The organism is Sphingomonas sp. FW306-1B-B10E, assembly GCF_058782005.1.
In genome coordinates, this window is record NZ_JBYSXG010000062.1 from 1 (window position 1) to 25,169 (window position 25,169).

Genomic DNA, 25,169 nt, shown 5'->3' on the forward strand with positions numbered 1-25,169 from the left:
CCCACCGAAGCCGCGCCCACCGCCGCCGCCCGGACCGCCGCGGAAGCCGCCGCCCTGCCCTTCACGAGGCGGTCCTTGCTCGCCGCCCGCCGGGCGCTGCTCCGGACCCTGTCCTTGGCCCTGGCCCTGGCCCTGGCGTTGCCCCGGTCCCTGCCCGCGCTGGTTGCCGCCGAACAGGCTCTGCTGCTGGCCGAGACGCTGGAACTGCTCCCGCTGGGCGGTGAATTCGGGCGGCAGCGGCTGGCCGGTGCGGCGCGATTCGGCCATCGCCGCCTGAAACGCAGTGCGGCGCTCGCGTAGCCGCTTGGCCTGGGGTGAGGAGATCGGGATAGATAGGTCGATTCCCCAGCGCAGCTGGACATTGTCCTGCTGATCAACATTGATCGGGCGATAGTCGACGCTGATCAGCCGCCCGTCTTCGCGGACGAAGCGGTTTGGAAAGGCCGCCTCGATCTCCGCGCTGGCGCCGGGGAAGCTCAACGTCGCGTTCCGAATGCGCGAATTGCTGTAGCTGGCGTTGATGTTGAGATTGGTGTCGGACAGCGGGCGGATGTTGACGCGCGCATTGAACACGCGGCGGCTGTCCGCCTCCAGCGCGCGGTTGCCGCCGGTGATCGCAGTGATGTCGACGCTCTCGTTGCGGACGAAATCGAACACGCGCCGATTGGGCGTGATCAGCAGCGGATCGGCGAGCTGGCTCGCGCTCGGCGCGTTGCTGTCATTGGTCATGCTGACGTTCGCACGGACCTGGGTGATCGGCGACCAGTTCAGCCCATAGGTGCTGCTGGTGAGCCGGCCGAAGTCGGAGAGCTGCTCGACTTCGAGATTGCCGGTGACCGACAGGTCGCCGATCGCGTCGAGCACGCCGTAGCGCCGGCTGGCGATCGGCAGGGTGACGTTGCCGCGGATGCTGCCGGTATCTCGCGCGACGTCTCCGGGCTGGTAGCGGTTGCCGGTCAGCGAGAGGCTGTGCTGGTCCTCGGTGCGCCCGGCGACGCGGATGCTGGCGCGCACGTCGCCCGCCGGGACCTTGAACAGCGCGCCATAAGTGGCGAAATCGACATTCGCCCGGTTCGAATTCGACTTGGAGATCTGGTCGGGGCTGAGCACCGCCAGCGAGGACGCGATCGGACCGAACGGATTGAACATCGGATCGCCGGCATCGAGCCGCGACTGCGCCGCCGCCGCGTCGATCCCGGTCTGAGTGACCGACTTGCTCTCGCTATACTGATATTCGGCCTGAAGCGACCAGTTCCAGCTCGCCAGCCAGGGCGAGGTCGTCCCGTTGACGCTCAGATTGGCGTTAATCGCCCGGCGGTCGCTCGAGCGGGCGAGCGGGCCGAGATTGTCGTAATAGCGGTAGAGCTGCACATTGTTGGCGAAGGGCGAGAAGGGGTTGCCCGCGGGCAGCTTCAAGCTCGCACTGGGCAGCCCGACCAGCGAATCGCTATGATTGTCGGTGAAACCGACGGTCGCGACGACGGCGACCTTGTCCGAAATCGCCGGCGTATAGGTGCCGGTGATCGCGAGGTTCTTCTGCGGCGTGCCGTTGAGCGGCGCGACATTGTCGCCAAACTGGCGCGTGCGGCCGCCGCCCGAGAGCGTGCGATAGGGCGATAGATCGGAGACGTTGCGGGTGCCAGCATTGGCCGCAAATCCGGCGAGTGTCGGCGCGGTGCCCGCCGCGCCTGCGGGGACCCCCGCCAGCGTGACCGGCCCCCCTGCCAGCGCGCTCAACGCCGGATCAATTTCGCCGCCGTTGATACCGGTGACGTTGCCGAGCGTATCGAACAGCGTCGAAGCCGCACGCGTGACGCCGCGCTCGCTTTCCAGCAGGCCAGAATTCTGGCCGTATTTAACGTCGAGTTCGACGCGCTGGCTCCGCCGGATGCTTTGGAGATTGGCGTTGAACCCCTCGCCCGAATTGCCGCCGGCTGTCGGCATTGCGCCTTCGAACACCGTGGTCAGCGCCTGGAAGCGACGGCGCAGGACGAAATTGACCACCTTCTGGTTGGCGCCATAGCCGAACTGAAGCGCTGCTTCTTCGGGCAGGATGTCCATCCGCTCGATCGCCTCGGTGGGCAGGTTGCGGATCTCGGCGAGGCTCGAGCGCCGCCCGCTGAGCAGGATCACCGGCTGCTCGTCGCCGCGGCCCGAGCCGCTGCCGAGTTGCGCCGACAATGCGTTCATCAATTCGGTGACGTTGGACGCGCCGTACGCGCGAATTTCCGCCGGCCCGAGCTGAACCTCAGGCTTGACGTCGCCGGGCACGGCGCCGCGCACGGTGCCGGTCACCACGACTTCTTCGCCGGCAGCCTCCTCGGGCTCTTCGGGCGGCGGAGACTGCTGGGCGCCCGCCGGTGCTGCCTGGCCCGTGGCGGGCGCGGGAGCCGGGGCACTGGGAGCCTGGTCCTGCGCCCAAGCCGTCATTGGCAGCGCGCCGACCATCAGCGCGCCGATCGCGCAACCCCATTTCACCATACCGAAACTCCCTCGACCGGCGCGCGCGCAAATACCGGCGCGCGTCGCACGATCCGCTACAAGCGACTTGTCGCAAAATTGTGCCAGGGCTGGAGAAAAATCGGGGCCGCGCTGCGGCGCCCGGGGTTTCTGGTGCGGTCGAGAAGACTCGAACTTCCACGGCCTTTCGGCCACAACGACCTCAACGTTGCGCGTCTACCAGTTCCGCCACGACCGCACGTGAAACTCGCCGGGAGGCTCCCGGCGTCTGGTAAGGCGCGGCCCCTAGCAAAGCGTTTCGGGGCATGCAAGCCGTCGCCGCACGCTTTCGTAAAATCACGGATGCCTCTACAGGCAGCGGCCCGCATGTTGCTCTCCCCCGCTTTGTCCGCCGAGATGCGCCGTATCCTCGCGCTCGCATGGCCGGTGGTGCTGACCAGCCTCAATTGGACGATCCTCCACGTCACCGACGTGGCAGTGGTCGGGCTGGTGAGCACTGGCGAGGCCGCGGCGCTCGGAGCGAGCCGGTCGCTCACCTTCCCCGGAATCGTCGTCGGGCTGGGCTGGCTGACCGGAATCCTCGTCTTCGCCTCGCGCGCCGATGGCGCCGGCGAGCTGCGCGAGACGGGGCGCGCGCTGCACCACGGCGCGCTGCTCGCGCTGTTGCTCGGGCTGATCAGCGGCGGCGCGTTGTTCCTGTGGCCCGAGCCGATGCTGATCGGGCTCGGCGTCGCGCCCGCCACCGCGCCGGCCGCGGCGAAAGTCGTCCAGGTGATGGCGCTGGCCTATCCGTTTCAGCTGATCATGATCGCGGTGTCGTTCTTCCTCGAGGGCGTTAGCCGGCCGCGCCGCGTCACCGCGGTCAACCTGGCGATCCTGCCGCTCAACGCGCTGCTCGCCTGGATATTCGCGACCGGGCAGTTCGGCGTGCCCGCGCTGGGCGCCGCCGGTGCGGCGCTGGCGACGGCGATCGCATCGGCGCTCGGCGCGGTCGGCATGGTCGGTGCGGCCTGGACCCTCCCGCGCGCAGCGCAGCGCGGCGTCCACGACCTGAGCGCCCTCGCCGGCCGCGAGTCCTGGGCCGGGGCCGGGCGGCTCGCGCGCTTCGGCGTGGTGCCCGCAATTGCCTCCGGGCTCGAGCTCGTCGGCTTTTCGATCCTGATCGCGCTTTCGACGCGGCTTGGCACGACGACCGCGCACGCGTTCCAGATCGTCTTTTCGATCCACAACGTCACCTTCGCCGTCGCGCTCGGGCTCGGCTCGGCGGCAGGCGTGCGCGTCGGCAATGCCGTGGGCGAAGGCGTCCCCGAGCTGGCGGCGCGGCGGACCCTGATCGCGGCGATGCTGGCGGCACTGGCGACGGGGACGCTCTCCCTGCTGCTGATCGTACTGGCACTGCCGGCGGTCGCGGTCTTCCCCGCGACCGGCGACGTGCACCGCCTCGCCGCGACGATGCTGGTTCTATGGGCGCCGTTCATCCTGTTCGACGGGGTGCAGGTGGTGTTTCTCTACGCGCTGCGCTCGCTCGGCGACCAGGTCGTCGCGGGGGTCAACGGCATCATCGCCTTCTTCCTGATCACCGGCGGGCTCGGCGTGCTGCTGGTGCATGGCGGGCGAGGCCCCAACGGGCTGGTCTTCGCCTCAGGCCTGGGAATGGTCGCGGCCGCTTCGCTGCACGGCCTGCGCTTCGGCTGGGTCAGCCGCCGATTTCGCTCGCGAAGCTGAGCTTGACGACCTTGGCGTTGGGCGGAACGTCGAGCTTGGCGCCGGTGAAGTCGAGCGACGCCTTGGCCCCCAGCGCACGATTTTCCGGCGTGATCCGCCAACTATAGACGACCTGGTCGCCACCGTCGCGAAGCTCGACCCGGATGTCGGGCACGCGCTGCTGATCGCCGGTCGGGTTAACCACCTTGCCCGAGATCACGAATGCCTCGCTGCCATTGGGCATCGTGCGCAGCTCGACATTCTTGTCGGTGAATCGCAGCGGGGTATCGGCCTCGCCGCCGATGCCTAGCCCGAAGGTAGCCGCGATGCCGGGCGCGCCCGAATAAAGGATCGCGCCGGTACCGAGCAGCATCGACACGCCCGCGATCACCGCGGCAGCGGTCCAGCGCTTGGCCGGATTGCGGCGCGGGCGCGCGCGCTGGCGTGGCTGCGGCGCGAAGGGATCATATTCGGGCGGTGCGTCGGCGAGCGGATCCTCATAGGTCCGCGGCGCAGGCGCTTCGACGCGCGGCGTGGGCGCCGGCGCGGCGGGTGCCGGGCGCGCCACGACGGGCGCCGCTTCGGTCTCGGCGCGCGGTGCGGGGGGCGGCGCAGCCTTCTTAAACGACAATGCGGCCGGTGCGGCTGGCGCCGACGCGGGGCGGCTTTCGGCGAGCGCCGGGCGCGTCGCGCGATCGAGGACGGCAGGCGCCTGGTACCAGCTGTGCTTGCAGCTGGCGCACCGCACGGTGCGCCCCTCGGTTCCGATCGCGCTGTCGGGAACGAGGTACCGCGTCCGGCACTGGCTGCATTCGAGGATCATCTAAGCGTCTCACCCGCCCGGTTGCCCACTGACCAGGTATGGTGATTCTAGCTGTAACGAATCAGCCCTACAAGAGTCTCCGCATCGCCATCGCTTGAGCCGCGGAGCCGCCTGTGCGATGCCGAGCGCGACCACAGGCAAGGAGCGGCCCGCGCCGGCGAATGGCCAATATCGTCCAGTTCGAAAATGTCGGCTTGCGCTATGGCACGGGTTCCGAGACGCTCTCGGACGTCAGCTTCACGCTCAAGAGCGGATCCTTTTATTTCCTGACCGGCCCGTCCGGGGCGGGCAAGACCTCGTTGCTCAAGTTGCTTTATCTCGCCCAGCGGCCGTCGCGCGGCGTGATCCGGCTGTTCGGCGAGGATGCCGGCGCGCTGCCGCGCCAGCGCCTACCGGGTTTCCGCCGCCGCATCGGCGTGGTGTTCCAGGACTTCCGATTGGTCCCCCACCTCTCGGCCTATGACAATATCGCGCTGCCGCTGCGCGTCGCCGGCGTGTCGGAAAGCGACATCGAGGCGCCGGTGCGCGAGATGCTCGCCTGGGTCGGGCTCACCGAGCGCGGGCGCGCCAAGCCGCCGACGCTGTCGGGCGGCGAGCAGCAACGCATCGCGATCGCTCGGGCCGTCATCGCGCGCCCCGAATTGCTCGTCGCCGACGAGCCGACCGGCAACGTCGATCCCGAAATGGCCGAGCGGCTGCTCTATCTGTTCGAATCCCTGAACCGGCTGGGCACCAGCGTCGTGGTGGCGACCCACGACTTCCACTTGCTCCACCGCATTCCCAATGCGCAGATGATGCGGATCGAGCATGGCCGCCTCAGCGATCCCACCGGGGTGCTGCGCAACCCGCCGGGCGAATCATGATCGCAGGGCTCCATCCGCATGCCTCCGAGCGCCGGCTGCTCGACGACGGCCAGCCGACGCGCGCGATGACCTGGATCATGGCGATCATGCTGTTCCTGACGGTGCTCGCCGGGGCGCTCGGGCTCGGCATGTTCGGCGCGACCGCGCAGCTCGACCGCGAACTGGCGGGGCGGCTGACCGTGCAGATCGTCGAGCCGGTGGCGAGCGTGCGCGACGGCCAGGCCGCCGCGATGGTCGCCGCGCTCGCCAGGCTCCCCGGCGTGACGCGCGTCCGCGAAGTCGATCGCGCGCATCTCGCGCAATTGCTCAAGCCCTGGCTTGGCGACGCCGGTCTCGATCCCGATCTGCCGATGCCGGCGATGATCGATGTCGAGGCGGGCGGTGCCGACGTCGCCGCGATCGAGGCAGCGGCGCGGCGGATCGCGCCGGGCGCGCGGGTCGATCGGCACGCGCAATGGTTGTCGCCGGTGCGCAGCTTCCTCGCCTCGATGAGCTGGCTCGCGGTGAGCCTGGTGCTGCTGATCGCTGGGGCGACCGCCGCGGTGGTGCTGCTCGCCGCGCGCGCGGGGCTGGACACGCACCGCGACACGATCGATGTGCTCCACATGCTGGGCTCGACCGACATCCAGATCGCCCGCCTGTTCCAGCGGCGGATCGCCTTCGACACGCTGCTCGGCGGGATCGGCGGCACCGCGGCGGCGATGGCGCTCGTCTGGTTCCTCCAGGCGCGATTGAGCGCGGTCGGCTCGGAGATGCTCGGCGGCGTCACGCTCCAGCAGCGCGACTGGTTCCTGCTATTGCTCCTGCCGATCGGCTTCGCCTTGCTCTCGACGCTGGCGGCGCGCATCGCGGTGCTGCGCACCTTGGGCCAGCGGCTATGATCTGGCGCATCTGCCTGTTGCTGCTGCTCGCCTGGGCGCTGGGCTTCGCGGTGTTCCTGCTGTCGCTCGGCAAGCCGCTCGACGCGCGCAAGACCGATGCGATCGTCGTGCTGACCGGCGGGCCGGGACGGATCGACCGCGGGCTCGCGGTGCTGCGCGCCGGCGACGCGCGGCGGATGCTGGTCAGCGGCGTCGATCCCGATGTCCGCCCGGTCGAGCTCGCGGTGCAGTTCAAGATCGACCGCAAGTGGATGGCATGCTGCATCGACCTCGGCTGGCAGGCGGTCGACACCCGCTCGAACGCCGACGAGACCGCCAAATGGGTGCGCCAGCACGGCTTCAAGTCGGTGCGGCTGGTGACCACCGATTGGCATATGCCGCGCGCCCGGATGGAGCTGGCGAGCGCGCTGGGTGGTGACGCCGACGTCGTTGGCGACGGGGTGCGTAGCGGCCCCAACAGTCCGGGCTGGCGGGTGCTGTTCCGCGAATATCACAAATATCTGGTGCGCCGGATCGCCTTGTGGGTGGGTGCCGGCTGATGCGCGCGCTCGCGTTCAAGATCGCCTTTTACGGGCTGTCGGTGCCGATCGTCCTGCTCGCCCCGGTGATGGCGCTGTTCGGGCAGCGCGTCTTCCGCGGCTGGGTGGTTGCCTGGACGCGGTACCACGCCTGGTGCGCGCGGACCTTTGCCGGGATCCGCACGCGGGTCGAAGGCGCGCCGCTCGCCACGCCGGCGCTGTACGCATCGAAGCACCAGAGCTTCTACGAGACCTTCGAACTGGTCCGCATGCTCGGCGCGCCGACGGTGGTGATGCGCCAGGAATTCGCGCGCATCCCGATCTGGGGCTGGGCGGCGCGGCGTTACGGGATCATCATCATCGACCGCAGCGGATCGGCAACCGCGTTGCGCCAGATGATGCGCGAGGCCAAGGCTGCCGGCGAGCAGGGCCGCTCGGTGGTGCTCTTCCCCGAGGGCACGCGATCGGGGATCGGCGAATCGCCGCCGGTGCAGGCCGGCCTGGCCGGGCTCTACCGCGCGGTCGGGCTGCCGCTGGTGCCGGTCGCGCTCGACAGCGCGCGGGTCTGGCCCAAGCACGGGCCGATGCGGCCGGGGGTGGTGACCCTGCGCTTCGGCGAGGCGATCCCGACGGGATTGAAGCGCGAGGACATCGAGGCGCGGGTCCACCGCGAGATCAATGTGCTGAACTAGTCGTGGCTGCGGCCAAAGTCCGGGCGGGCATCGTCCTGGCCCTGGTCGATGATTGAACGGCGGACGGCGCGAGTGCGGCTGAACAGGTCGAACAATTCGTCGCCCTTGCCCCAGCGGATCGCGCGCTGGAGCGCGGTCAGGTCCTCCGAGAAGCGCTGGAGCATGTCGAGCACGGCTTCGCGATTGGCGAGGAATACGTCGCGCCACATCGTCGGGTCCGACGCGGCGATACGCGTAAAGTCGCGGAAGCCGCCCGCCGAATATTTGATCACTTCGGAGGCGGTGACTTCCTCGAGGTCCGAGGCGGTGCCGACGATCGTATAGGCGATCAGATGCGGCAAATGGCTGGTCACCGCGAGCACGCGATCGTGATGCGCGGGCTCCATCGTCTCAACTTCGGCGCCGAGCCGCCGCCAGAATTCGAGTACGCGCTCGATCGCGAGGCCGTCGGTGCCCGCGGGCGGGGTGACGATGCACCATCGATGGTGGAACAGCGAGGCGAAGCCCGCCTCGGGGCCGCTATTCTCGGTGCCGGCGACCGGGTGCGCGGGAACGAAGGTCGCAATGGGGAGCGACGCGCGCACCGCCTCGATCACGCTTTCCTTGCACGAGCCGACATCGCTGAGGATCGCGTCGGCGGGGAGGTCGCCGGCGATCTCGGCGGCGACCGTGCCCATCGCGCCGACCGGCACACAGAGGATGACGAGATCGGCATCGATCACCGCAGTGCCGGCGGTGTCGGCGACGTCGTCGCACAGGTCGATCCGCGTCGCGGTTGCGCGCACCGCCGGGTCGGCGTCATAGCCGGTGATCCGGACGCTCGGCATATGCTGGCGCACCCCGCGCGCGATCGACGAGCCGATCAGCCCGAGCCCGAGGATCGTGACGCGCGCGAAGGGCAGCATCAGCCCTCCACGATCTCGCGGATCGCCGCGGCGACGCCCTGGATCTCGTCCTCGGTGCCGATCGTGATGCGCAGCCCGTGCGGCAGCCCCTGTCCGGGCAGCCAGCGGACGATATAGCCGCGCTCCATCAGCGCCTTGTACGCCGCCTCAGCGGTGACCTCGCCTTCGAACAGCACGAGCTGGAAATTGGCCTTGGACGGGACCGCGCGCAGGCCCTTATTGCCCATCGCCTCGATCTGGCCGGCGAACCAGCCGCGCCAGTGGCGGTTGTGCGTGTAGCTCCGCTCGACGAACGCGTGATCGCCCAAGGCAGCGACCGCCGCCTTCTGTGCCGCGGTGCTGAAGTTGAACGGCGCGCGGATGCGGTGCATCGCGTCGATCATCGCCGGCGCGCCATAGCCCCAGCCGACCCGCTCCGACGCCAGCCCGAAGATTTTCGAGAAGGTCCGCGTGACCAAGACATTGTCGGTGGTCCGGGCAAGATCGAGCCCGCCGTCATCGTCCTCGGGATCGAGATATTCGGTATAGGCCTGGTCGAGCACCAGCAGCACGTGCGGCGGCAGGCCTGCGTGCAGCCGGGCGATTTCGGCGCGCGATGTGTAGGTGCCCGTGGGATTATTCGGATTGGCGACGAAGACGAGCTTGGTCCGCTCGGTCACGCAGGCCAGGATCGCATCGACGTCGGTCGCATAGTCCTTGTCGGACGCGATCACTGGCGTCGCGCCGACGCGCCGCGCGGCGATGTCGTACACCGCGAAGCCGTAGCGGACATAAATGACTTCGTCTCCGACCCCGGCATAAGCGCCGGCGGCGAGGTGGAGCACTTCGTCCGAGCCGGTGCCGTAGATGATCCGCGCCGGATCGAGATCGTAATGCGCGCCGATCGCCTCGCGCAATTCGGCGGCGCTGGCATCGGGATAGCGCTCGAGCTGCGACGCGGCGGCGGCAAAGGCGGCGCGCGCCACTTCGGGGGTGCCGAACGGGTTCTCGTTGGAGGAGAGCTTGACGGCCTTCGAGCCGGAATCGGTGGTCGAGCGCCCCGGCACATAGGGGGCGATCTCCATGACCCAGCGATTGGGAACGGGTGCATCCATGGCCGCGCGGCTTGGCGGAATGCCCCCGCAATGGCAAGCTCGGCGTGGCGAGCAGGAGGGGGCGATGCGGGGAAGCAGCATGGTATGGCGGGCGCTATCGACGGCGCGCGCGGCGAACCTAGCGGACGCGGGCGAGGCGCCGCCGGTGTCGGGCACCCTTGGCGCCACCCGCCGCGCCTTGCTCAAAGGCATCGCCGGGGTGGGGCTCGCCTCGGCCTTGCCCCGCCCCGCCCACGCCTTTGCCGGCGGCCGCGTCGCGATCATCGGCGGCGGCATCGCCGGGCTGAGCGCGCTCCACCACCTGCGCGAGGCGGGAATCGACGCGCATGCCTATGAGGGCCGCGCGCGCACCGGCGGGCGGATGTTCACGCATCGGCCGGCGAACGCGCCGTGGTTCGAGGTCGGCGGCCAATTGGTCAATACCGACCATGACGACATGCAGGCGCTGTGCAACGCATTCGGGATCAAGCTGATCGACCGCAAGGTCGAGCCGCACCGCACCCTGATCCTCGGCGACGGCCGGCTGCTCGGCGAGGCCGAGCTCGCCGAAGCGCTGCGCCCGATCGCAGCGCAGATCGACCGGGATTCGGCACGGCTCGAAAAGCACTTCGTGCCGGTAGCCGCGGAGATCGACCGGATGTCGATCCAGGATTATCTCGACAAGCATCGCGCCCTGATCGGCAAGCCCTGGATCCGCGAACTGCTCGAGGCGACCAGCCGCACCGAATATGGCGTCGAGCCGGCGCACGCCTCGGCAGTCGAGCTCGTCTTCAACCTGCCGACCGTGAATGGCGAACGTATCGAAGTGCTCGGCGAATCGGACGAGCGCTACGTGATCCAGGGCGGCAGCAGCGCGCTGATCGACGCGATGACTGCGCGGTACGCCGATCGCATCACCACGGGGAAGCGGCTCACGCGGATCGAAACCGCCGGTTCCGGGGTGCGGCTGACCTTTCTCGACGGCGCGATCGCGACGGCGGAGACCGTGATCGTCGCGGTCCCCGCGCCATTGTTGCGTCAGATCGACTGGCGCGTGCCGCTGCCGCCCGTGTGGCGCGCCTTCATCGCCGAGATGGCGCTGGGGCATAACGAGAAGGTCCAGGCCGCCACCGGCAGCACGCCCTGGCGCACGTCGATGGGGATCGGCGGCGAGCTGTGGCAGACCAGCGCACAGGCCGGCTGGGCGCTCGGCTGGGACGGCAGCGTCCACCGCGCCGCCGGCGTCGCGCCGGTATGGACCTGGTTCCTCGGCGGCGACGAAGTCACGCGCGCCGAGGCCGAGGCGCCCTCGGTCTTGTTTGCCCGCTATGCCGGCAGTGCCACGCCCGCAATCCCAGGGCTCGACGCCGCCGCCACCGGCCCGTTCGCGCGGACCAACTGGCATGCGCAGGCGCTGACGCTCGGGGCCTATGTCAATTACCGCCCGGGCCAGATCACCCGCTTCGCGCGGCTGCTCTGCGTCGAATCGGAGGTGGCGGCCGAGCGCCACGTGCCTTCGGCCGGGCGGATCTTCTTCGCCGGCGAGCATCTTTCCGAGGCATATCCGGGCTACATGAACGGCGGTGCCCAGACGGGCCGGGTCGCAGCGCAAGCGATTGGGGGCAATCGGGTGGCGAAGGCGGCATAGCGCGTCCTCGCACTACCACCCCGGCAAAGGCCGGGGCCCAGGTTCGATGCAGTGGCACCTTTTCGCCCGCTTGCAACTGGCCCCCGGCCTCCGCCGGGGTGAGCAGAAGAGGTCAACCTGCTTGTCGGGCCATCGAGAAGGTGCGTAGATCAGTCGCGTTGTCCGGGAGGTGTTGATGCTCGACTGGCTCGTTCCTGCTTTCGCGACCCTGATGGCTATGGCTGCCCCCGCCGGCGATACCGCGCCGGTAGACGGCCGTTTCGACGTCGGCGGCCGTTCGATCCGCCTCGCCTGCACCGGAACCGGCGCTCCGACGGTCGTGGTCGACGCCGGGATGGGGACCGCGCCGGTCGAAGATCCGGGCTGGCGGGGCATCGCCGCGAAGATCGCGCCGGTAACGCGAATCTGTCTCTACGACCGCGCCGGGCTCGGTGGCAGCGATCCCGCCCCCACCGCTCCGCGGACCAGCGCGGATGCCGCCGCCGATCTCCATACGGCCTTGCAAAAGGCAGGCGTGCCCGGACCCTATCTGCTCGCCGCCCATTCGATCGGCGGGCTCCACGCCCAGGTCTTCGCTGCGCGCTACCCGAGCGACACCGCCGGGCTGGTGCTGATCTCGACGACGCATCCCAACCAGATGGCGACCTGGCTCTCGCTGCTGCCGCCCGCGGCCGCGGGTGAGGAAAAGGCCATCACCGAAGCGCGCGCCTTCCTGACCGCGATGATCACCGATCCGACCAAGAACGAAGAGAAGCTCGATTTCGCGGCAAGTGCGGCGCAGGCGCACCAACTGACTACGCTCGGCGCGAAGCCGGTGATCGTCGCGACCCACAGCCCGCGCTTCCGCATGGTGCCCGGCCTTTCGGAGCCGATGGCGATCAAGCTCGAGGCGGCGACCCAACGGATGCAGAAGCAGTTCCTGTCGCTGTCATCGAACGCCAAGCAGAATATCGCGGCTACCGCCGGCCACGGACTCCCGCACGAGGCGCCGGACTTCGTCGTCGACAATATCCTCCAGGCCGTCGCGCTCGCGCGGGCGTCATCCCGCCACCCCTGATGTGGCCCGGCAGGGACGGTGCGATGCGGAGCGTGTTGCCACCCCGCCCGACACCCCCTAACCGGTCGCCATGTCCGACGATCCGCGCTTTGGCCTGAGCCGCACGGCGACGCTGCCCGGGCCGCTGCGGCTCGACGGCGGCGGTCTGCTTTCGCCGGTGGACATCGCTTATGAGACCTATGGCAATCTCGCGCCCGACGCCGGCAATGCGATCCTCGTCTGCCACGCGCTGACCGGCGACCATCATGTCGCCTCCGAGCATCCGGTGACCGGGAAGCCGGGCTGGTGGGCGCGGATGGTCGGGCCGGGCAAGCCGATCGACACCGACCGCTATTTCGTGATCTGCGCCAATGTCCTTGGCTCCTGCCTCGGCTCGTCGGGTCCGGCGAGCATCAATCCCGCCACCGGCAAGCCCTGGGCGATGACCTTCCCGGTGATCACGATCCGCGACATGGTCCGTGCGCAGGCGATGCTGCTCGACCATCTCGGGATCGAGCGGTTGTTCGCGGTGGTCGGCGGATCGATGGGCGGCATGCAGGCGCTGAGCTGGGCGGCGACCTTTCCCGAGCGGGTCGCCGCGGCGGTGGTGATCGCCAGCGCGGCGCGGCATTCGGCGCAGAACATCGCCTTCCACGAAGTCGGCCGCCAGGCGATCATGGCCGATCATCGCTGGCGCGGCGGCGACTATTATGCCGACAACGATCCCCCCTCCTCGGGGCTGGCAGTGGCGCGGATGGCGGCGCACATCACCTATCTCTCCGAGGCCGGGCTCACCGCCAAGTTCGGACGCAAGCTGCAGTCGCGCGACGCCAAGACCTTCGGGTTCGATGCCGATTTCCAGGTCGAAAGCTACCTGCGCCACCAGGGGCTGAGCTTCGTCGACCGGTTCGACGCCAATTCGTACCTCTACATCACCCGCGCGCTCGATTATTTCGACCTCGCCGAGGAGCATGAGGGCGTGCTCGCCAACGCCTTCAAGCGCGGCGACACGCGCTTCTGCCTGGTCAGCTTCGACACCGACTGGCTCTACCCGACCAGCGAATCGCGCGGAATCGTCCATGCGCTCAACGCCGCAGGCGCGCCGGTGAGCTTCGTCGAGCTGAAATCGCCGTTCGGGCACGATGCCTTCCTGCTCGAAAGCCCCGAGCTCGACCGGCTGATCACCGGATTTCTCAGCGCGGGGGAGGCCTGATGGACTATCGTCTGTCCTTTGCCGCCGAGGACCAGCAGCTCGACGTGATCCACGGCTATCTCACGCGGTCCTATTGGGCGGCGGGCATCCCGCGCGAAACCGTCGCCAGGTCGCTGGCCAACAGCCTGTGCGTCGGTGCGTTCGACGGCGAGGCCCAGATCGGCTTTGCGCGGCTGATCACCGATCGCGCGACCTTCGCCTATCTTGCCGACGTGTTCGTGCTCGAGAGCCATCGCGGTCAGGGAATCGCCCGGGCGATGCTCGAGGCGCTCGATGCGCATCCCGAGCTGCAGGGGCTGCGCCGCTGGGCCTTGTTCACCCGCGACATGCAGCCGCTCTACGCCGGGCTCGGCTGGAAGGCCTATCCGCATCCCGACCGGTTGATGGTGCGCGACGTTCCGGACATCTACACGCGATGAGCCTGCGCCCCGACCTCGCGATCATCGCCGCCAACGTCCAGCCGGTGACGCGCGTGCTCGATGTCGGCTGCGGCGACGGCGCGCTGATGGCGGCGCTGCGCGACCAGCGCGGCTGCGACGCGCGCGGGCTCGAGCTCGATCCGACCGACGTTTCGGCAGCAATGGCGCGCGGGCTGTCGGTGGTCCAAGGCGACGCCGACAGCGACCTCGCCGATTATCCCGACAACAGCTTCGACTATGCCATTCTCAGCCAGACGCTGCAGACGACGCGGCGCCCCGATTGGGTGCTCGACCAGTTGCTGCGGATCGGACGGCGGGCATTCGTGTCCTTCCCCAATTTCGCGCATTGGCGGGTGCGCGCGTCTCTCTTGTTCGGCGGACGGATGCCGGTGACGCGGCTGCTGCCGGTCGCCTGGTACGCCACGCCTAACATCCATCATGTCACCGTCGACGATTTTCGCGCCTTGGTGAAGGCGCGCGGGATCGTTCTCGAGGACAGCTGGTTCCTTTCGGGCGACCAGCGGACCGGCTCGGCCTTCGCCAACGTCTTCGCCGAGCATGCGGTGTTCCTGCTGCGGAAGGACCGATGACCGAACGCACGATCCTCTCGGTGCACCCCGCCTATCGCGACGATATCGGCGACCTCGTGACAAGGCGGCCGTTGCCCGGCCCGGGCGTCGACAATGTCGGCGCGTTCCTGTTCCTCAACCACCACGGTCCGCAGACCTATCCGCCGAACAATCGCGGGCTGCCCTTCGGCCCGCATCCGCATCGCGGCTTCGAGACGGTGACCTTCATCCTCGAAGGCGAGCTCGCGCACACCGATTCGGCAGGGCATGAGAGCGTGATCCGGGCGGGCGGCGTCCAGTGGATGACCGCGGGACGCGGGATCGTCCATGCCGAAGTCTCGCCCGCCGGATTCAAGCGCGATGGCGGGCGACTCGAAATTCTCCAGCTCTGGCTCAACCTGCCCGCGCGGCTCAAGATGACTGCGCCGCGCTATGTCGGGCTGCAGGCCGAGGGTATTTCGGCGATCCAGGCCGGAGGCGCGACGGTGCACCTGATCGCGGGCGACTGGCAGGACAGCAGCGGGCCGATCGAATCGCTGACGGGCGCCTTCCTCAGCTGGGTGGAGATGCAGCCCGAAGCGAGCGTGACCCTCGACGCGCCGAACGGCCGCGACGTGTTCCTCTATGCGGCGCGCGGCGCGATCCAGGTCGCGGGGCGCCAAGTGCCGCAATTCCACCTCGCCCAGCTCGGCGCCGGCGACAGTGTGACGATCACCGCCGACGCACCGGCATTGTTCCTGTTCGGCCATGCCGATCCGATCCCCGAGCCGATCGTCGCGCACGGCCCGTTCGTGATGAACAGCGTCGAGCAGATCCGCCAGGCCTTCGCCGATTATCAGGCCGGCAAGTTCGGCGTGGCGGAGATCGTGGAGGGGTAGCGCCCATCGACCCATGCCGGCTTGGATCTGGAAGGTCACACTATCCGCAGGTTTTGCGAGCGGTCGCGTCCCTATTTCAAAGAGCGGCGGGGTGGTGACCCGCTAGTAATGCCAAGCAGGCGAAATCCTACATTGCAAGCCCGTCGCCCGTGGCTCTGGGCTCCTGCTTTCGCAGGAGCACCTGCGGCTAGACGCCGCTGCCCCAGTTGACCGTGGCGCGGGTGCCCCCGTTCATCGGCTCGACCAGGATCTGGACGCTGCGCTTGTTCGCCTCGCCGGCCGAATATTGCGTCGGCGTCAAAAGCTGCTGGCCGAGTCCGGAGGCGTTGGCCTGTTCGCGCGACCAGCCGAGCACCTTGTCCGGCGCTTCCTTGACCCAATAGACGATCGTCCCGCTGACGTGCCGCGGCGTCCCGTCGGGGCTCGACACGCACGTGGTGATCTGCCCGCCGTCATAGACCGGCACGAAATCGGGCTTGTTCGAGCAATCGACCGCCGCGGCGATCGCCGCCGGCGTGCCCTTGGCCGCGGCCTCGGCGACGTTCTGCCCGGTCGGATCGCTCGTCGTCTCGGTGTCGACCCCGTGCCCGCAGGCGCTGGTGAGCAACACGGCAGTCAGCAAAAGATGGCGCATCCTCATCCCCTTTCCAGGCTCAACGACGCGCCGTCGCCCAAGTTGCTCAGAACGGCACGTCGTCGTCGAGATCGTCGGGGAAGCCGCCGCCGAAATTGCCGCCGCCGCTCTTCTGGCCGCCGCCGTTGAAATTGCCGCCGCCGCCGCGGTTCGACGACTGGCCGGAGAATTCGTCGCTGCCGGCGCCCCAATCGTCGCCGCCGCCGCTGCTGCGACCCGCGCCGCCGCCCTGGCCGGGCGCGCCATCGAGCATGGTCAGCACCGAATTGAAGCCCTGGAGCGTCACTTCGGTCGAATAGCGATCGTTACCCTGCTGGTCCTGCCACTTGCGCGTGGTGAGCGCGCCTTCGATATAGACCTTGCTGCCCTTGCGCAGATAGCGCTCGGCGACGTTGGCGAGACCTTCGTTGAACACCTTGACGGTGTGCCACTCGGTCTTTTCCTTGCGCTCGCCCGAATTACGGTCCTTCCAGCTCTCGGACGTGGCGATGCGCAGCTCGACGACCTTGCCGCCGTTCTGGAACGACCGCGACTCGGGATCGCGGCCGAGATTGCCGACCAGGATGACCTTGTTGACGCTGCCGGCCATGGAAACTCCGCTTTCAATTCTGTAGGAAAATCCCGAACAATATGGCCGAGATCATCAACCTGAACAAGGCGCGCAAGGCGAAAGCTCGCGTGGATAAGTCTGCCCGCGCGGAGGAGAACCGCGTGCGCTTCGGGCGGACCAAGACGGAGAAGCAGGCGGACGCAGCCGAGACGGCGAAAGTGGCTCGGCTGCTCGACGAGTCGAAGCGCGACCAACCGCGCTAAATTGACTAGATTGACCGAAGTGCGATTCATCTCGCAACTTTATTGCGTATGGGGGAGCGCGTTTCCCAGTCGACAGGCCAAGGCATAGCGCGTTCCGCATCGCTCCAGCCGAGCAGGCGAAATCCTACATTGCAAGCGCGCGGCTAAAGCCCCAGCGCCACCGCACTCCAGTAGGTGATTCCCGCCGCGACATAGGCCAGCAGAAACAGATAGCCGATCATGAAGGCGGGCCATTTCCAGCCATTGGTCTCGCGCCGCGTCACTGCGATCGTCGAGATGCACTGCGGCGCGAAGACGAACCACATCAGGAAGGCGAGCGCGGTCGGCAGCGTCCAGCGGGCACGCAGATTGTCGGTGATCGTCGCTTCGCCCTGCGCGTCCTCGGGATTGTCGACCGCATAGACCGTGCCGATCGCCGCCACCGCCGCCTCGCGCGCCGCCATCGCCGGGAGCAAGGCGAGCGCGATATCGTGGTTGAACCCGATCGGCCGCACAACGACCTCGATCCCGCTCGCGATGCGCCCGGCGATCGAATATTCGCTCTGCTTCACGCCCTGCGGCGCCTGGGGGAAGGTCGCCAGCAGCCAGAGAATCGCGACGGTGGCCGCGATCGTGGTGCCCGCACGCTTTAGGAATATCTCGGCGCGCTGCCAGAGCCCCAATGCGACGTCGCGGATCCGCGGCATCTGGTATTTGGGCATCTCCATCATGAAGCCCGAGGTCGCGCCCTTGGTGACGGTGCGGCGGAGCACCAGCGCCGCGCAGAAGGCGCCAATGATGCCGAGCAAATACAAGGCGAACAGCACGAAGCCCTGCAGGCCGATGCCGGGCAAAAGCGCGCGTTCGGGGATCAGCGCGCCGATGATGATCGTGTAGACCGGCAGCCGCGCCGAACAGGTCATCAGCGGCGCGATGAGGATCGTGGTGAGCCGGTCCTTCTCGTCGGCGATCGTGCGCGTCGCCATGATGCCGGGGACGGCGCAGGCGAAGCTGGACAGCAAAGGGATGAACGCGCGGCCCGACAGGCCGACGCTGGCCATCACGCGGTCCATGAGCATCGCGGCGCGGACCATGTAGCCGGTCGCCTCGAGCACGAGGATGAAGGCGAACAGGATGAGGATCTGCGGCAGGAACACCACCACCGCGCCGACGCCGGCGATCAGCCCCTGGACGAGGAAATCGCGCAGGAAGCCCGCGGGCAGCGCACCGGCCACCCCAGCGGACAGCCAGGCCATGCCGCCCTTGATCGCATCCATCGGCGCCTCGGCCCAGGCGAACACCGACTGGAACATCACGAACATCAAGGCGAGCAGCAGGATCGGACCGGCGACCGGGTGCAACGCAACCGCGTCGAAACGGTGGGTCCAGCGGCGCGCGGCGGTTTCCGAGACAGTGACCGCGGTGGCGATCTGACGCGCGCGGCGCTGGAGGACGACGATGTCGTGCTGCACGCCGGCGCCCGGGCGCACCGCGTGCACCGTCCGCACGACTTCGCCGAGCCGGTCCTTGAGCGCATCGAGCCCGCGCTTGCGCACGGCGACGGTGGAAACCACCGGCACGCCGAGCTCACGCTCGAGCGCCGCGGCGTCGAGCACCAGCCCGTCGCGCTCGGCGAGATCGACCATGTTGAGCGCGACGACGATCGGCAGCCCGAGCGCGATCAGCTGGAGCGTGAAGCGCAGGTGATTGTCGAGGTTCGACGCATCGACCACGGTGATGATCGCGTCGGGCAGGCGCTCGCCCTGCTGGCGACCGACCAGCACGTCGCGGGTGACCTGCTCGTCGGGCGAGGACGGATCGAGGCTGTAGGCGCCGGGCAGATCGAGCAGTTCGATCGGTCGGCCGTCGGGCAACGCCATGCGTCCGGCGTGGCGCTCGACGGTGACGCCGGGATAATTGCCGACCTTCTGCCGCGCGCCGGTGAGCGCATTGAACAGCGCGCTCTTGCCGGCATTGGGATTGCCGACCAGCGCAACCAGCGGGGCCTGGTTCATGATGCTGTCGGCAACACGTGGATCGCGGCGGCGACGTGGCGGCGCAGCGCCACCGTCATCCGGCCGATCCGGCAGGCGATCGGACCGCCGCCGAGGAAAGCCGAGCGATGGAGCATCTCGACCTCGACGCCTTCGTCGAGCCCGAGCTCGCGCAGGCGCCGGCTCTCGGGTTCGGTCAGGGCATGCCAGTCCACCGTCGAGACCGTTGCGGGCTTCAGGCGAGGCAGTTGGGCCAGCCGGACGGGCTGGGGAATCGCAGCGGCGATGTTCATGCTGCGAGTCATTATCAATTACATCTGGCGAGCGCTAGTAGGGGATGTGCCGGAAGGCTCAGACGACCGGGTAGCGCAGCCGCCCGATGAAGCGCGACAGGCTGGGGCGGTGCGTGGTGCGCGCGAGGAAGCCGGCCTTGGCCTTTTCGAACTTCATGATGTCCTCGATCCGCCGGGCGAGGAAGGCGCGGGTGTCCGCATGGCCTTCGCTGTCGTCCTGGAGGAAGACCGCGATCGTCGCGGCGTAGATCCCGCCGAGCAGCGTTCGCTTGGTATAATGGTTGTAGTCGGTCGCGGTGTCGCCCGCGAGCCGCCACATCACATCGGCCGAGCGCCAGCCGAGCCTGGCCGCGCGCGCGACATTCTGCGGCATGGCGAGGATCGCGGCGGCGCGGCGCAGCGCCTCGCGATTGGGGTCGACGATGGCGAGCCGTGCCTCGACCAATGCGGTGATCCGCGCGCGGATCTTCATCGCGGCGAGCGCCTCGGGAGTGAAGCGCGCCGCCATCTCCCGATCCACCTGCGCGAACCAGGCATCGATCATCGCCACCGGGCCGGCGGAAAAAGCGAGCCGGGCGACGTCGCGATCGACGCCGAGGGTGCCGGCCGCGGCATCGAGCGCGGCCTGGTTCCACCCGTCGAACGCCGCATTGGCGGCGATCACCGGCGCGAGCGCGTCGCGCAATTCGTCGAGCGTTGCGTCTGCAAAGTCCATCAGCTGGATTTAGGCTCCTCCGCGCCCGGCGCAAGCGCGCGCGAACGTTCGCCGCTGCCGCTCTGCCGAACCAGCACCAACGCCGTCGCGACCAGCACCGCACCGAAGAGGTCCGCGGCGGCAAGGCGCTCGTCGAACAGCACCCAGCCGAACGCGGCGCCGACCACCGGCTGGATCAGCAAGGCGATGCCGATCACCAGCGGGGTGAGGTGGCCGAGCGCGTAGATCATGCAGCCCTGCCCGATCAGCTGGCTAACCAATGCGAGCGCGATCAGCGGCCACCAATTGCCCGGCATCACCTGCTCGCCGAGCGCGAGCGCGAGGACCAGCAGCACCGGCACGGTCGCCAGGGAGGACAAAGCCAGCGCGGGCAGCGGCGCGAGCCGCTCGCGGGCGCGCGCCATCAGCACGAAATAGATCGCGTAGAGCAAGCCGGCGAGCAGGCAGAACAGGTCGCCGGCGAGATGCTCCGACGAGACGCTCGCCGAGCGCCCGAGCAGCAATGCCCCGCCGATCGTCGCGAGCAGCAGCGCCAGCGCCTGCAGTCGCGACGGCCACATCCGCGCGGCGATGAAGCCGTAGATCGGGAACAGCAAGGTGGCCGAATTGCCCAGCAAGGTCGCATTGGCCAAGGTGGTGCGGACGATGCCGAGATGCCAGCAGGCGAGGTCGGCGGCGAAGGCCACGCCGGCAATCGCCAGCACGCCCCACAGCCCGCGCGATGCCTGGACCGGCCGGTCGCCCATCGCCGCCGCGGCGGCGAACAGCAAGGGAGTCGCGAGGCCGAGCCGCCAGAATCCCGCCGCGACCGGTCCGACATCGGTGAGCCGCACGAACAAGGCGCCGGAGGCGAGCGCGACATTGGCGACCACCAACGCGACCAGTGCCATCCCGGCATGGCTTGTGGGCCGAAAAGTTTTCCTTGAGGCGGTCGCGTCCTGCATGACGCCCTGTAACGCCCTATCTGGCTGCGACCACAAGAAAGGGTTTCTTCCCAAATGCCGAGTCTGTTCGATCCGATCCAGCTGGGCGCGATCGCCGCTCCCAACCGCATCCTGATGGCGCCGCTGACCCGCGGCCGTGCCACCCGCGCGCACGTGCCGACGCCGATCATGGCGGACTATTATGCGCAGCGCGCCGGCGCCGGGCTGATCATCTCGGAGGCGACGGGGATCAGCCGGCAGGGGCTCGGCTGGGCCTATGCGCCCGGGCTGTGGACCGACGAGCAGACCGAGGCGTGGAAGCCGGTGGTCGCCGCGGTGCACGAAGCCGGCGGACGGATCGTCGCGCAGCTCTGGCATATGGGCCGGCTGGTCCATCCCGATTTCCTCGGCGGCGAGACTCCGGTGTCGGCCTCGGCGAACACGGCGCCGGGACACGTCCGCACCTATGTGGGCGAGGATAGCGGCGTGACCAAGAAGCCGTATGAACAGGCGCGGCCGCTGCGCACCGACGAAATCCCGGGCCTCCTCGACGATTACGAGAATGCCGCGAAGAACGCGATCCGCGCCGGCTTCGACGGGGTGCAGGTCCACGCCGCCAACGGCTATCTGATCGACGCCTTCCTGCGCGACAATGCGAACTTCCGCGACGACGAATATGGCGGCTCGATCGAGAACCGCATCCGCCTGCTCGACCAGGTGACGCGCCGCGTGGTCGACACGATCGGCGGTGACCGCACCGGCGTGCGGCTCTCGCCAAACGGCGAGGTGCAGGGCGTCAATGACAGCAATCCGCATCCGCTGTTCGAGGCTGCGGCGGCAAGGCTGGACGAGATCGGCATCGCCTTTCTCGAGATGCGCGAGCCGCGCCCGACGGGCACCCGCGGCGTCCCCGACCAGCCGCCGGTGCATCCGGTGATGCGCAAGGTGTTCAAGGGACCGCTGATCCTCAATTCGGACTATCATGCCGAGGATGCGCAGGCAGTGCTCGACTCGGGCGAGGCCGATGCGATCGCTTATGGCCGGACGTTCCTGGCCAATCCCGATTTGCCGGTGCGGCTCGCGGAGAAGCTTCCGCTCAACCCGCAGCGCGAGGAGCTGTTCTATATCGGCGGCGCCGAGGGGTACACGGACTATCCGCGCTGGGATGCGCAGGCAGCGTAGCACTCTGCCGTCATCCCGGCAAAAGCCGGGATGACGGTTATTGATCCAGCCCGTCGAGCCAGCTGGTGCTGGCGGCGCGGAGCTGCGCGCGCAGCTTCGGGCCGAACGCCAGCGCGAGGACGAGCATGAGCGCGAGCGGCCAGAACAGGAAGCTCAGCACCACCAGCAAGGCGATCGCGATCGCCGCGCCCCAGCGCAAATTGAGCAGGCGCTGGCGATTGGCAAAGTTCATCCGGATCGTGCGCGGCGCCTTGTCGTCGAACCAGCGCCGGGTGGCGAACGTGTCCGAATCCAGCCCGGCGCTATCCCTTGTCGCTCCCCTTCCGCTTGCGGGAGGGGTCGGGGGAGGGGCTGAGAGATCGCTCTCTCGCATCCTTCGGTCATCCCCTCCCGCAAGCGGGAGGGGGACAGAATTGGACGACGCCGGCTTCCCCGTCCGCGTGTCGATCACTTCCAGCCGCCTTCCGCGCTCCACCACCTTGTAGCGGGAGGGCGGCGGGCGCATCGCTCAGCCGAACCGGCTCTTGAGCGCGAGCATCGCCAGCGCCGCCTGCGCCGCCTCGCCGCCCTTGTTCTTCTGCGCGGAATCGGCACGCGCCAATGCCTGCGCCTCGTTCTCGACGGTGAGGATGCCATTGCCGATCGGTACGCCGTCGAGCGCGAGAGCCATCAGCCCGCGCGCGCTCTCGCCCGCGACGATCTCGAAATGATAGGTCTCGCCGCGGATCACCACGCCCAGTGCGACATAGCCGTCATATTCGCCGGTCTGGTCGGCCAGCGCGATCGCACCGGGAATCTCGAGCGCGCCGGGCACGGTGACGATCTCGTAATCGTGCCCCGCCTCCTGCAGCGCGGTGCGTGCGCCGTCGAGCAGCATGTCGTTGAGGTGGGCGTAGAAGCGGGCTTCGACGATGAGAAGGCGGGCCATCAGTTTTCCGTACAGATTGCGCGCTCGCCGACGATCGACAGGCCGTAGCCGTCGAGCCCGATGAGCGTGTGGTGGGTGTTGGTGAGCAGGATCATGTCCTGCACGCCGAGCTCGGTGAGGATCGTCGCGCCCACGCCGTAATCGCGCAGCTCGTCCATGTCCTTGGGCTCAAGCGTCCCGGCCTTGGCCTGGAGCGCGACGCTGAACTGGTCCGGGCGCGGCTTGTTGATCACGACGACGACGCCGGCGCCCTCTTCGCCGATGATCTCCATCGAGCGCCGGAGCAGTCCGCCGCGCCCGCCGCCCTCGCCGAAGATGTCGCTGAACGGCGACAGCGCGTGCATGCGGACCAAGGTCGGCTTGGAGGGATCGATCTTGCCCTTGACCAACGCGACCTGCTCGCTCTCGGTCGCCTTGTTCCAGAAGGTCAGTGCGGTCCATTCGCCGCCCCATTCGCTGGTGAACCGCGCCTCGGCGCGCTTCTCGACGAGATGGTCGTGACGGCGGCGATAGGCGATCAGGTCGCGGATCGTGCCGATCTTGAGATTGTGGAACTGCGCGAACGAGACGAGGTCGTCCATCCGCGCCATCGTCCCGTCGTCCTTCATGATCTCGCAGATCACGCCCGAAGGATTGAGCCCGGCGAGCCGCGCGACGTCGACCGCCGCCTCGGTATGGCCGGTGCGGACCAGCACGCCGCCGTCGCGCGCGACCAGCGGGAAGACGTGGCCCGGCGTGACGATCTCGTCCCTGCCCTTCGACGCGTCGATCGCGACCGAGATGGTGCGGGCGCGGTCCGCCGCCGAGATACCGGTGGTGACGCCCTCGCGCGCCTCGATCGAGACGGTGAACGCCGTTTCGTGCCGGGTGCCGTTGTTGCGCGACATCAGGTCGAGCCCGAGCTGGTCGACACGGTCCTTGGTGAGCGCGAGGCAGATCAGCCCACGGCCGAAGCGCGCCATGAAGTTGATCGCGTCGGGCGTCGCCATCTGGGCGGGGATGACGAGGTCACCTTCATTCTCGCGATCCTCGTCGTCGACGAGGATGAACATGCGGCCGTTGCGGGCCTCGTCGATCAGCTCCTCGGGAGCCGAGAGGAAACCGTGCTTCAATCGGGCGAGTTCAGGCTTTGCCACGAAGCGATTCCATGCGCTGGAGATAACGGGCGAGCACGTCGATCTCGAGGTTGACCGCCTGCCCGGGCTGCAATGTCCCGAATGTAGTGACGGCGGCGGTGTGGGGAATGATGTTGAGGTGCAAATTCACGCCCTCTTCGGTGTCCTCGACCGAATTGACCGTGAGCGACACGCCGTCGACGGTGATCGAGCCCTTGGCGGCGACGTACGGCGCGAGTTCCCTGCCGGCGGCGATGACCAGCCGGTGCGAACCGCCCTCCTCGCGCCATTCGGCGACCGTGCCGATGCCATCGACATGGCCGGTGACGATGTGCCCGCCGAGCTCGTCGCCGAGCCGAAGCGCACGTTCGAGGTTGAGCCGGCGGCCCTCGGTCCACATCGCGGCGGCGGTGCGCGAGACGGTCTCGGCCGACACGTCGAAGGCGACGCGGCCGGGCGCCTTGTCGACCACGGTCAGACACACGCCCGAGCAGGAGATCGACGCGCCGAGATCGATCGTGTCGACATCGTAGCTGGTGGAAACCTCGACGCGCAGGTCGCCCTGGCGGCTGGCGGCGGCAATGGTGCCGATATCGGTGACGATTCCCGTGAACATCAACTGTGCGCGTAGACTTCGAGCCGGTCGCTGCCAAGCATGCGCGTGTCGGTAAGCTGCCAGCGGCCATGCGCGGCGGCGAGATCGGCGAGCCCGATATCGCCGAGTGCCGGCTTGCCGCTGCCGATCAGGATCGGCGCACGATACAGGAGCAGGCGGTCGACAAGGCCCTCGCGGAGAAAGGCCGCGGCGGTCTCCGCGCCGCCTTCGACGAGGAGGTGGTCGATGTGTTCGAGGCCGGTGATGTCGGAGGGCTGTGTAATTAGCCCCTCCCCTTCAGGGGAGGGGTTGGGGT

General features: G+C 68.5%; 28 protein-coding genes and 1 tRNA gene. 13 read left to right on the forward strand and 16 right to left on the reverse strand.

The window, feature by feature from the left end; genetic code table 11:
* On the reverse strand, positions 1-2,481 hold a 2,481-nt coding region (locus AC3WJI_RS18620; RefSeq protein WP_492758788.1), incomplete at its 3' end, for a TonB-dependent receptor.
* Positions 2,482-2,611: 130 nt separating this feature from the next.
* Positions 2,612-2,698, reverse strand: a tRNA-Leu gene (locus AC3WJI_RS18625).
* 128 nt (positions 2,699-2,826) lie between these two features.
* Between AC3WJI_RS18625 and AC3WJI_RS18630 the strand changes: the two genes are divergently transcribed.
* Positions 2,827-4,185, forward strand: a complete 1,359-nt coding sequence (locus tag AC3WJI_RS18630; RefSeq protein WP_492758789.1) for an MATE family efflux transporter — start codon at positions 2,827-2,829, stop codon at positions 4,183-4,185.
* Here the strand turns inward: AC3WJI_RS18630 and AC3WJI_RS18635 are convergent.
* Complete coding sequence (locus AC3WJI_RS18635) at positions 4,157-4,987, reverse strand: DUF3426 domain-containing protein (protein ID WP_492758790.1); 831 nt, start codon at positions 4,985-4,987, stop codon at positions 4,157-4,159. The two genes, AC3WJI_RS18630 and AC3WJI_RS18635, sit on opposite strands and share 29 nt — an antisense overlap.
* A gap of 161 nt (positions 4,988-5,148) precedes the next feature.
* Between AC3WJI_RS18635 and ftsE the strand changes: the two genes are divergently transcribed.
* From ftsE to AC3WJI_RS18655, 4 genes are read left to right on the forward strand one after another with little or no spacing between them, the layout of a single operon-like run.
* Positions 5,149-5,850 (forward strand): cell division ATP-binding protein FtsE, encoded by a 702-nt coding sequence (gene ftsE, locus AC3WJI_RS18640; RefSeq protein ID WP_492758791.1) that lies wholly within the window; start codon positions 5,149-5,151, stop codon positions 5,848-5,850.
* The gene (locus AC3WJI_RS18645) at positions 5,847-6,731 is read left to right on the forward strand and encodes a cell division protein FtsX (RefSeq protein WP_492758792.1); all 885 of its coding nucleotides are present in this window, start codon (positions 5,847-5,849) and stop codon (positions 6,729-6,731) included. The genes ftsE and AC3WJI_RS18645 overlap by 4 nt, the downstream gene beginning before the upstream one ends.
* On the forward strand, positions 6,728-7,270 hold the full coding sequence (locus tag AC3WJI_RS18650; RefSeq protein WP_492758793.1) for a YdcF family protein: 543 nt from the start codon (positions 6,728-6,730) through the stop codon (positions 7,268-7,270). Before AC3WJI_RS18645 ends, AC3WJI_RS18650 begins: the two co-directional genes overlap by 4 nt.
* On the forward strand, positions 7,270-7,941 hold the full coding sequence (locus tag AC3WJI_RS18655) for a lysophospholipid acyltransferase family protein (protein ID WP_492758794.1): 672 nt from the start codon (positions 7,270-7,272) through the stop codon (positions 7,939-7,941). Before AC3WJI_RS18650 ends, AC3WJI_RS18655 begins: the two co-directional genes overlap by 1 nt.
* On the opposite strand, the gene AC3WJI_RS18660 is transcribed toward AC3WJI_RS18655, so the two are convergent.
* Together AC3WJI_RS18660 and hisC are read right to left on the reverse strand one after the other, a co-directional pair.
* The gene (locus tag AC3WJI_RS18660; RefSeq protein WP_492758795.1) at positions 7,938-8,846 is read right to left on the reverse strand and encodes a prephenate/arogenate dehydrogenase family protein; all 909 of its coding nucleotides are present in this window, start codon (positions 8,844-8,846) and stop codon (positions 7,938-7,940) included. The two genes, AC3WJI_RS18655 and AC3WJI_RS18660, sit on opposite strands and share 4 nt — an antisense overlap.
* Positions 8,846-9,940 carry a histidinol-phosphate transaminase gene (gene hisC, locus AC3WJI_RS18665; protein WP_492758796.1) on the reverse strand — a complete coding sequence of 365 codons (1,095 nt, stop codon included), beginning with the start codon at positions 9,938-9,940 and terminating at the stop codon, positions 8,846-8,848. The genes AC3WJI_RS18660 and hisC overlap by 1 nt, the downstream gene beginning before the upstream one ends.
* Positions 9,941-10,004: 64 nt before the next feature.
* Between hisC and AC3WJI_RS18670 the strand changes: the two genes are divergently transcribed.
* The 6 genes from AC3WJI_RS18670 to AC3WJI_RS18695 all read left to right on the forward strand — a co-directional run bounded on the left by AC3WJI_RS18670 (position 10,005) and on the right by AC3WJI_RS18695 (position 15,682).
* Entirely contained in the window at positions 10,005-11,567 is a 1,563-nt protein-coding gene (locus tag AC3WJI_RS18670) for a flavin monoamine oxidase family protein (protein ID WP_492758797.1), read from the forward strand.
* Between the two features lie 175 nt (positions 11,568-11,742).
* The gene (locus tag AC3WJI_RS18675; protein WP_492758798.1) at positions 11,743-12,624 is read left to right on the forward strand and encodes an alpha/beta fold hydrolase; all 882 of its coding nucleotides are present in this window, start codon (positions 11,743-11,745) and stop codon (positions 12,622-12,624) included.
* Between the two features lie 70 nt (positions 12,625-12,694).
* On the forward strand, positions 12,695-13,816 hold the full coding sequence (gene metX / locus AC3WJI_RS18680) for a homoserine O-acetyltransferase MetX (protein ID WP_492758799.1): 1,122 nt from the start codon (positions 12,695-12,697) through the stop codon (positions 13,814-13,816).
* Positions 13,816-14,235: a GNAT family N-acetyltransferase gene (locus AC3WJI_RS18685; RefSeq protein WP_492758800.1), complete on the forward strand. Its 420-nt coding sequence runs from the start codon at positions 13,816-13,818 to the stop codon at positions 14,233-14,235. The genes metX and AC3WJI_RS18685 overlap by 1 nt, the downstream gene beginning before the upstream one ends.
* Complete coding sequence (metW, locus tag AC3WJI_RS18690) at positions 14,232-14,825, forward strand: methionine biosynthesis protein MetW (RefSeq protein WP_492758801.1); 594 nt, start codon at positions 14,232-14,234, stop codon at positions 14,823-14,825. The genes AC3WJI_RS18685 and metW overlap by 4 nt, the downstream gene beginning before the upstream one ends.
* Complete coding sequence (locus tag AC3WJI_RS18695; protein WP_492758802.1) at positions 14,822-15,682, forward strand: pirin family protein; 861 nt, start codon at positions 14,822-14,824, stop codon at positions 15,680-15,682. The genes metW and AC3WJI_RS18695 overlap by 4 nt, the downstream gene beginning before the upstream one ends.
* Before the next feature lie 187 nt (positions 15,683-15,869).
* On the opposite strand, the gene AC3WJI_RS18700 is transcribed toward AC3WJI_RS18695, so the two are convergent.
* Together AC3WJI_RS18700 and ssb are read right to left on the reverse strand one after the other, a co-directional pair.
* Positions 15,870-16,316 (reverse strand): hypothetical protein, encoded by a 447-nt coding sequence (locus tag AC3WJI_RS18700; RefSeq protein ID WP_492758803.1) that lies wholly within the window; start codon positions 16,314-16,316, stop codon positions 15,870-15,872.
* 46 nt (positions 16,317-16,362) lie between these two features.
* A complete protein-coding gene (gene ssb, locus AC3WJI_RS18705) occupies positions 16,363-16,905 on the reverse strand; it encodes a single-stranded DNA-binding protein (RefSeq protein WP_492758804.1) in 543 nt (180 codons plus the stop codon).
* A gap of 41 nt (positions 16,906-16,946) precedes the next feature.
* On the opposite strand from ssb, the gene AC3WJI_RS18710 reads away from it, so the two are divergent.
* Complete coding sequence (locus tag AC3WJI_RS18710; protein ID WP_492758805.1) at positions 16,947-17,129, forward strand: DUF4169 family protein; 183 nt, start codon at positions 16,947-16,949, stop codon at positions 17,127-17,129.
* A 143-nt stretch (positions 17,130-17,272) separates the two neighbouring features.
* Here the strand turns inward: AC3WJI_RS18710 and feoB are convergent, their stop codons facing one another.
* Genes feoB through AC3WJI_RS18730 form a run of 4 tightly spaced genes read right to left on the reverse strand, consistent with a single transcriptional unit; the run spans position 17,273 to position 21,000 of the window.
* Positions 17,273-19,123, reverse strand: a complete 1,851-nt coding sequence (gene feoB, locus AC3WJI_RS18715; RefSeq protein ID WP_492758806.1) for a ferrous iron transporter B — start codon at positions 19,121-19,123, stop codon at positions 17,273-17,275.
* The gene (locus AC3WJI_RS18720) at positions 19,120-19,395 is read right to left on the reverse strand and encodes a FeoA family protein (protein WP_492758807.1); all 276 of its coding nucleotides are present in this window, start codon (positions 19,393-19,395) and stop codon (positions 19,120-19,122) included. The genes feoB and AC3WJI_RS18720 overlap by 4 nt, the downstream gene beginning before the upstream one ends.
* 58 nt (positions 19,396-19,453) lie before the next feature.
* Positions 19,454-20,110: a COQ9 family protein gene (locus AC3WJI_RS18725; protein WP_492758808.1), complete on the reverse strand. Its 657-nt coding sequence runs from the start codon at positions 20,108-20,110 to the stop codon at positions 19,454-19,456.
* Positions 20,110-21,000: a DMT family transporter gene (locus AC3WJI_RS18730; protein ID WP_492758809.1), complete on the reverse strand. Its 891-nt coding sequence runs from the start codon at positions 20,998-21,000 to the stop codon at positions 20,110-20,112. Before AC3WJI_RS18730 ends, AC3WJI_RS18725 begins: the two co-directional genes overlap by 1 nt.
* A gap of 108 nt (positions 21,001-21,108) precedes the next feature.
* Here AC3WJI_RS18730 and AC3WJI_RS18735 point away from each other — a divergent pair, with 108 nt between their 5' ends.
* The gene (locus AC3WJI_RS18735; RefSeq protein ID WP_492758810.1) at positions 21,109-22,215 is read left to right on the forward strand and encodes an alkene reductase; all 1,107 of its coding nucleotides are present in this window, start codon (positions 21,109-21,111) and stop codon (positions 22,213-22,215) included.
* A 37-nt stretch (positions 22,216-22,252) separates the two neighbouring features.
* On the opposite strand, the gene AC3WJI_RS18740 is transcribed toward AC3WJI_RS18735, so the two are convergent.
* The 5 genes from AC3WJI_RS18740 to AC3WJI_RS18760 form a co-directional block, all read right to left on the reverse strand.
* Positions 22,253-22,588: a hypothetical protein gene (locus tag AC3WJI_RS18740; protein ID WP_492758811.1), complete on the reverse strand. Its 336-nt coding sequence runs from the start codon at positions 22,586-22,588 to the stop codon at positions 22,253-22,255.
* Between the two features lie 135 nt (positions 22,589-22,723).
* A complete protein-coding gene (gene ribH, locus AC3WJI_RS18745; protein ID WP_492758812.1) occupies positions 22,724-23,143 on the reverse strand; it encodes a 6,7-dimethyl-8-ribityllumazine synthase in 420 nt (139 codons plus the stop codon).
* Positions 23,143-24,279 carry a 3,4-dihydroxy-2-butanone-4-phosphate synthase gene (ribB, locus tag AC3WJI_RS18750; protein WP_492758813.1) on the reverse strand — a complete coding sequence of 379 codons (1,137 nt, stop codon included), beginning with the start codon at positions 24,277-24,279 and terminating at the stop codon, positions 23,143-23,145. The genes ribH and ribB overlap by 1 nt, the downstream gene beginning before the upstream one ends.
* Entirely contained in the window at positions 24,266-24,874 is a 609-nt protein-coding gene (locus AC3WJI_RS18755) for a riboflavin synthase (protein ID WP_492758814.1), read from the reverse strand. Before AC3WJI_RS18755 ends, ribB begins: the two co-directional genes overlap by 14 nt.
* A partial coding sequence (locus AC3WJI_RS18760; RefSeq protein ID WP_492758815.1) for a RibD family protein occupies positions 24,874-25,169 on the reverse strand: 296 nt, incomplete at its 5' end. The genes AC3WJI_RS18755 and AC3WJI_RS18760, both read right to left, overlap by 1 nt.